At 53.7% G+C, this 7,015-nt stretch carries 7 protein-coding genes; 1 reads left to right on the top strand and 6 read right to left on the bottom strand.

Annotation, left to right across the window (positions count from 1 at the left end; all coding sequences use genetic code 11):
* The coding region (locus PPL9_RS15245) for a biotin/lipoyl-binding protein (protein ID WP_082596889.1) at positions 1-1,070 on the top strand (1,070 nt) is incomplete at its 5' end.
* Between the two features lie 114 nt (positions 1,071-1,184).
* On the opposite strand, the gene PPL9_RS15240 is transcribed toward PPL9_RS15245, so the two are convergent.
* From PPL9_RS15240 to PPL9_RS15215, 6 genes are all read right to left on the bottom strand, one after another.
* Complete coding sequence (locus PPL9_RS15240) at positions 1,185-1,628, bottom strand: hypothetical protein (RefSeq protein WP_057463491.1); 444 nt, start codon at positions 1,626-1,628, stop codon at positions 1,185-1,187.
* Positions 1,618-2,145, bottom strand: a complete 528-nt coding sequence (locus tag PPL9_RS15235; protein WP_208980967.1) for a Panacea domain-containing protein — start codon at positions 2,143-2,145, stop codon at positions 1,618-1,620. The genes PPL9_RS15240 and PPL9_RS15235 overlap by 11 nt, the downstream gene beginning before the upstream one ends.
* Positions 2,146-2,322: 177 nt before the next feature.
* A complete protein-coding gene (locus tag PPL9_RS15230) occupies positions 2,323-2,673 on the bottom strand; it encodes a hypothetical protein (RefSeq protein WP_057463489.1) in 351 nt (116 codons plus the stop codon).
* 133 nt (positions 2,674-2,806) lie between these two features.
* A complete protein-coding gene (locus PPL9_RS15225; protein ID WP_057463488.1) occupies positions 2,807-3,589 on the bottom strand; it encodes a Bax inhibitor-1/YccA family protein in 783 nt (260 codons plus the stop codon).
* A gap of 335 nt (positions 3,590-3,924) precedes the next feature.
* Positions 3,925-6,498 carry an ABC transporter permease gene (locus PPL9_RS15220; RefSeq protein WP_057463487.1) on the bottom strand — a complete coding sequence of 858 codons (2,574 nt, stop codon included), beginning with the start codon at positions 6,496-6,498 and terminating at the stop codon, positions 3,925-3,927.
* Positions 6,495-7,015, bottom strand: a 521-nt coding sequence (locus tag PPL9_RS15215; protein ID WP_057463486.1) for an ATP-binding cassette domain-containing protein, incomplete at its 5' end; no start/stop codon positions are given. The genes PPL9_RS15220 and PPL9_RS15215, both read right to left, overlap by 4 nt.

Genomic DNA, 7,015 nt, shown 5'->3' with positions numbered 1-7,015 from the left:
TCACGCTGGTTTTCTTCTATCACCCAACCACGTCCAACGTGCTGTCGCTTTACCGCACTGTCTCCATCCTGCCGGAAACGGCGGGGCGGGTTGATCTGGTGGTGGTGGAGAACAACCAGCATGTGAAGGCCGGGCAACTGCTGTTTACGCTGGATTCCTCTACTGAGAAAGCTCAGGTGGATACGGCGCAGAGTGAAGTAGATGAAATTGATGCTGAGATCCAGCTGGCGAACTCTGAGCTGATCAGTGCGGAAGCCATGATCTCTCAGGCGCAGGGCGCCTATAATCAATCCGTCAGTGAGTTGGAGCGGACGCTGGATCTGCAACGCCGTAATTCTGATGTTGTGACGCAGAAAGAAATTGATACGCGCGAAAATCAGGTGGTTGTGCGCAAAGGACAGCTGGATGCGGCTGTTGCTAACCGGGATATCGTGCAGACGAAGATTACCGTGAGCCTGCCTGCACAGCGGACCAGTGCGATTGCGCGGCTGCATCAGGCGGAATCCGCCTATCACAAGAAGTTTGTTTATGCTGGCGTTGATGGTGTGATCACGCAGTTCATTCTTCAGCCGGGTGATATTGTAAGCCCGATCCTACGTCCTGCTGGTATTCTCGTACCTTCTACGACGGGGTATGGGCGGTTTCAGGCGGGCTTTGGGCAGATTACTGCTACTGTGATCAAGGTTGGCATGGCGGCAGAGATCACCTGTGCATCGCGGCCGTTTGAGGTTATTCCGATGGTCGTGGTGGACACACAGGACTTTATCTCCTCAGGTCAGTTCCGTCCGACGGATCAGCTGGTGGATGCGCAGGATGTTGCGCGTCCGGGAACCTTGCTGGTGATCATGGAGCCGCTTTATCCCGGTGATACGAATGGTATTCCTCCCGGCAGCAAGTGCATTGCCAATGCCTACAGCAATTATGGTGAGCAGATTGCAGCGGGTGAGTTTGGGTTCTGGGGCGGCCTTTACTATCACATGGTAGATGCTACCTCGATGATGCATGCGTTGATCTTGCGGTTCCAGGCGTTGGCCTTCCCAGTCAAGGTGTTGGTGTTATCCGGTCATTAAAGCAGTTCGCATTTAAGTTGAAACACCTGAACTGCTTTAGTCTTTGTTTTTGCGTATCTTTATCCGAAAATCGGTTTCCACTTTTCGGAGATACGCTGTAGAGCGTGTGGGGCGCTATTTTCGAGCGCCCACAAAGATGCCGGTGAGCACCATGCCGACCAGGCCGATGACAGTGGTTGCGGTGCTGCCAACGAGGAACTCCAGTACGCTGTCGGCCAGATTGAACGAGTTGCCATAGACATTTTTGAAGCCTGCCAGCACGAGGATGAGGGCAACTGTGCCGCAATACACGCACATGAACCAGTAGGCTTTGCCTGCGTAGGGTTTGATGAGGGCGTCCAGCTCCTGCTTGGTCGCGAGCCGTGACTTAAGCTCCATCAGCTCGTTTTGAAGCAGGGTGTTGTCGTCAGACAGGGCCTGACGGTCTTTCAGCAGCTGCTCGAACCCGATCTTGGCGGGTGGGTCCACCTCAATAGGGAGCTTGGAGACGGCTGCGTCGATGTCATCCACAGTGAGTGGCTTTTCGAGTGTGTCCTCGAATGTATCGTTAGGCGGCATTGATCCGACCCGCTGTTTGTATGGACTGCTCTTCTTCTGCGTGAGAGCGGCCCGCTAAGGCGAGTTTGATGTAATATTGTCGGGTGCGTTCTGTATCGATTTCTGCGTTTCTCCCCTTTTCGAAGTAGGCATGGGCCCATGGAGAATTCGCTTGATGGGTGAGATCTGACAGTTGCTGCGGCGTGTAGTTACGGTACTTCTTCCAGACGTGATCAATGATGTCTTGCTCACTACCGTTGATGCGACCAGTGACGATCTGGCCGGTGACGGGATCTGCAATTTCACAATTGGGGCCTTTGTGCCCACCTTCCTTTATGAAATCCCATATCTGCCGAAATACTGGGCCATTTTTCCAAGCTTGGGGAGCTGAGTTCACCAATGGCTCGCCGTTGATTGCGAGGTTCCAGCCGTTGGCGATGGCAACGAGTTTTTGAATGTACATCTGAGATGGGTATTCAGAGCTGCCTCGGCGTCTCAGAAATTCATTGGCGATGGCACAAGGCGAGTGTCTTGGCATTTTTTGCCCCTACAAATGCTGTTGGAACAAGCAGAAAATTGCTTAGAAAAACATATGGTACGCTACGTTAAGAAAATAAAACCTCTTATTGATCTTGGCTAGTGAAATTTGGTTGTACCCCTGAAAACTAAGCGGTTACGTTGTGGTTATCTGTGCGTGTTGGATGCATTTAACTGGCTATAAATCAGGGAATACAGCTTTTACGACTGCGAATTGTAGCTGGTGATGTTTCCAGTGATTTGAGTCGGCGTACCATCGCTTACTCGGGAATGCGGAGTTGTAAACGTCGTTTCGTTTCTCTTTGGCCCGATTGATTATGTAGCTAAGTGGGGACTGCAAAACATAGGCAATTCCTGCAGGTATCAGCAGAACTGGCAGGTAGATGGCAGCGGCGATAGTGGCGATGACAGCCACTATGCTTGCGATCATATGGTAGCGCTCGGCCATGGTTGGGTGGGCTTTGTGAAAGTCCTTGAACTGGAAAACCTTGCGTTCATACCAATGGAACAGTGAGAGCGGTCCGTACATTTGGTGTCCTGCAGCCGATTGTGTTTCTGATGCCAGCTTGAAGCCTATATCTGCGCTGTCATTTGGCCAAGAAAAAAGCCCGGGGCGGATGCCTCGGGCTTTTTCTGATTTGTACGCCTGATGGCTGCTGCGATTACTCGCGGTTGCCGAACAGGGACAGAAGCATCATGAACAGGTTGATGAAGTCCAGGTACAGACGCAGCGCGCCCATAATGGCTTTCTTGCCTGCTACTTCGCTGTCATCAACAGCTGCATACATTTCCTTGATCTGCTGGGTGTCGTAGGCGGTGAGGCCTGCGAATACCAGAACGCCAACCACGGAGATTGCGAACTGCAGAGCAGAAGACGCAAGGAAGAGGTTGACCACAGACGCGATGATGATGCCGATGAGGCCCATGAACAAGAAGGAACCCCAAGCGGAGAGGTCTTTCTTGGTGGTGTAGCCGAACAGGCTCAGCGCGCCAAAGGAAGCTGCAGAGATGAAGAATACACGAGCAATGGAGTTGCCGGTGTAAACGATGAAGATCGATGAGAGAGAAACACCCATCAAAGCTGCAAATGCCCAGAAGGTCATTTGTGCAGCGGATGCGCTCATCTTATTGATCCGTGCGCTCAGGAAGAACACGAAACCAAGTGGAGCAAGCATAACAACCCACTTCAGCGGGCTACCATACAGTGCAACACCAAGGCTGGTGAGCAAAGTATTACCCATCTGAGCTGCTGCCATAGATGGATCAGTCGTCGTCGCCATCATTGAGGTGAGCAGTGCGAGCACACCGGTGATTGCAACACCGACTGCCATGTAGTTGTAAACGCGAAGCATGTAGGCGCGCAGACCAGCGTCAAATGCGGCTGCATTGGCATGAGAGCCAGCCATTCCATACCGCGTAGAATTATTGCGGTCGAAGGTCGCCATGTGGATCCTCTCTCTTGTTAAACACGTGTTTGCTGTTGGTCATACCAAACAGCACGGGTGACTGACCCGAGTTACATATCAGCAAATATGGTGGGAAAAAGGGCGTAAGACAAGAGTGCACCCTGCCGATTTTTGTAAAATCGCCCCTTAAAGCAAGGTCTTTTGGTATAAACTTGGTAAAACCGGACCCTATTATTAACCAGTTGTAATGTTGCTGGCGGTGCAAGACCTTAGCCGGAAAATAGAAGAGTTGGTCTGTTAACTCATAATTCTGAGAGATGTGGACTGCATCTGCGTCGATCAACGCTTTTTTACTTGATGCAGTCCACGGAGTTTTACAGATTTCGTAAAACGGGTGCAGGTTTTTCTCCCAACACTCTCCAAGTGCCCAGCAAACCGAAGCCTACTGTGAAGATGAGAGCGCCGATAATGGCGGTGATGGCCGTTACGGGCAGAAGGGTGAAGCTGCCTTCCATCACACCTGTGATGATGAAGTAAGCCGCTAGCGAGCCTGTAAAGAGGGCGAAGATTGCGGTGGTGCCACCAAGGATCAGGTATTCCAGAATGTATGCCTTGATGAGACGTCCGCGTGTGGCGCCCAGTGTTTTCAGGATAACTGCATCATAGATGCGGCTTTGATGGCCTGCTGCCAATGCACCTGCCAGAACCAGTACACTTGCGAGGAGTGTGATGGAGGAGGCGCCACGGATGGCCCATGCTAGCTGACCGACAAGGTCATTTACCTGTGCGATGGCATCTTTCACTCGGATCGAGGTGATCGTCGGGAAGGCCTGTGTGACTTCCTTCAGTAGGTCAAGCTCTTGTTGCAAGGTGGCTTCGCCCGGCCAGCCGACGGTTGCCAGATGGGTGTGCGGAGCGCCTGCGAAAGTGTTTGGTGAGAAGATCATCACGAAGTTGATGGACATGCTTTCCCAGTCCACCGTGCGGAAGTTCGCAATTTTCGCAGAGATCTGACGTCCAAGCACGTTGACTGTGATCTTATCGCCTACACTCAAGCCCAGCTCGCGGGCGTTGTCGTCAGAGAAGGATACAAGCGGTTCACCGGTGTAATCCTTCGGCCACCATTCGCCTGCTGTCACGACGGAGTTTTCAGGCAGGGTTTCAGAATATGTGATGCCGCGGTCGCCGCGCAGGATCCACTCCGCTTCTGGTGGAGCGGGATAGTCTGAGGCAGGGATGTCTTTCAGCGCGACGATGTTTCCGCGCAGCATTGGAACTGCGTTGAACTCTGTGCCTGCTGCTTTTTCAGTAACGAGAGCTTCGAAGGCGTCTTTCTCGTGGTTTTGAATATCGACGAAGAAGAAGCTTGGAGCCTGTTCCTGAGCGGCTTGATTGAGTTCACGGCGTAGATTGCCATCAATCAGAGCCAAAGCAACCAGCAGTGACAAGCCGAGGCCGAGTGAGAGCACTACGGATGGTGTCAGTGCGCCGGGGCGGTAGATGTTGGTGATCGCCAGACGCAGCTCTGTAGAGCGGACTGTTGGCACCTTCCGGGCTGCGGCCATAATGAGGCGGGCCACGACGAGCAATAGCAGATATGTGCCTGTACATGCGCCGATGAAGATGATGGCGATGGTTTTGTCGTAGGCCATGACAAGGGCAAGGCCAGCAAGCAGAACCAGTGTTACCGCAGCACCTGCGATATACAGCGGCTTTGGATAGCGGCTACGGGTGCTGACTTCATCACGGAACAGGACGGTTGGTGCGATGTCGTGTGCTCTGCCGAGTGGCCAAAGGGCAAAGGCGAGGGCGGTGAGATAGCCGTACGCCATGCCAAGCAGCAGCTGAAGCGGGTAGACTGCCTGTACTGCGTTGATTGGCAAAATGGATTGCAAGGCTGCCATGGCGACAAGTGGGATCAAAGCACCCAGTGCCATACCGATGATAATGCCAATAGTGGCGAGCACCATCATCTGAATAAGGTAGACCTTGAAGACAAAGCCGCCTGATGCGCCGAGGCATTTGAAGCTGGCAATGACTTCCCGACGGGTATCCATGTAACTGCGCACAGCGTTTGCCACGCCAACACCGCCCACCACGAGGGACGTGATGCCGATGAGCGTGAGGAACTGGGCGAAGCGCTGAATGTTCCGTTGCAGGCTTGGGGCTGCTTCCAACTTGGAGCGGATACGCCAACCAGCATCAGGGAACTGACTGTTTGTGCGGTCGATGGCTTGCTGGAGCTGATCTTCCGGCACGTTGTCACCCATGCGGACGCGGTACGTGTAGTTGACCAATGAGCCAGGGCGGATCAGGCCAGTGTCTTGCAATGCTTCCTGAGAGATGAGGAGGCGAGGACCGACTGTCATGCCTGACGAGAGTTTGTCCGGTTCCAGCTCAATTGTATCGGCGATGCGGAACTCGGTTTTGCCGACTGCAATCTGGTCACCCACTTCCAGACCAAGGCGTGCCAGTAGGGCAACTTCAGCCACAGCATTACGCAGGCCTTCTGTTCTGCCGTTGATGGTCGCTTGCAGGTCCTTGCCAGAGGAGAGGTCGAACTCACCAATCAACGGGTAGGGATTATCAACTGCCTTTAGCTCAACCAGTGTCTGGTTACCTGCGGTGTCGGTACGGGCCATCGCGCGCAGGCTGGAGATTCTGGAGATGTCGCCCATACTTTGCAGGTGGGCGAGCTGATCTGGTGTTGCTTCTCGGTGAATGAGAGAGAATGCGAGATCGCCGCCAAGGATGGCCTGACCTTCTGCTGAAATGCCTTCTGTCAGCGCACGGGAAAAGGAGGCAACGCCAGCAATGGCGGCCACGCCCAGTGCGATACAGGCGATGAAAACGTAAAACCCTTTGAGGCCGCCCCGCATTTCGCGCAGGGCAAAACGGGCTGCAAGGCCAAAGCCGGGCTGGAAACCGTTTGAGTTGCTTTGGCTCATTGGGCGCGTACCTCACGCACAGCAGGTGTTTCTTCCTCGACGGTGCCGGAATGCACCCGGATCTTACGTTGACAACGGTCTGCCAGAGACGGATCGTGGGTGACGAGAACGAGTGTGGTGTTCTTGCGTTCTTGCGCAGTGAACATCAGCTCAATGATTTGCTCACCAGTAGTTTCGTCCAGATTGCCTGTTGGTTCATCTGCGATCAGAATTTCAGGGTTGGTGACGAGGGCGCGGGCGACGGCAACGCGTTGCTGTTCACCGCCAGAAAGCTGGGTTGGGTAGTGATTGAGGCGGTGGCCAAGGCCAACGGCTTCCAACTCTTCCTTCGCGCGGTCAAATGCTTTGGGGTCACCAGAAAGCTCAAGAGGTACGGCGACATTTTCCAGAGCGGTCATGTTGGGGACTAGGTGGAAGGACTGGAAGATGATGCCGACGTTCTGACCACGGAAACGGGCGAGTTGATCCTCGCTCATTGCGCCGAGTTCTTGCCCTGCGGCTTTGACGGTGCCTTTGT

It is taken from the genome of Pseudovibrio sp. POLY-S9 (assembly GCF_001431305.1).
Taxonomy (GTDB): domain Bacteria; phylum Pseudomonadota; class Alphaproteobacteria; order Rhizobiales; family Stappiaceae; genus Pseudovibrio.
The sequence above is the reverse complement of the archived record's forward strand: the minus strand, read 5'-3'. Positions and strand labels throughout refer to the sequence as shown.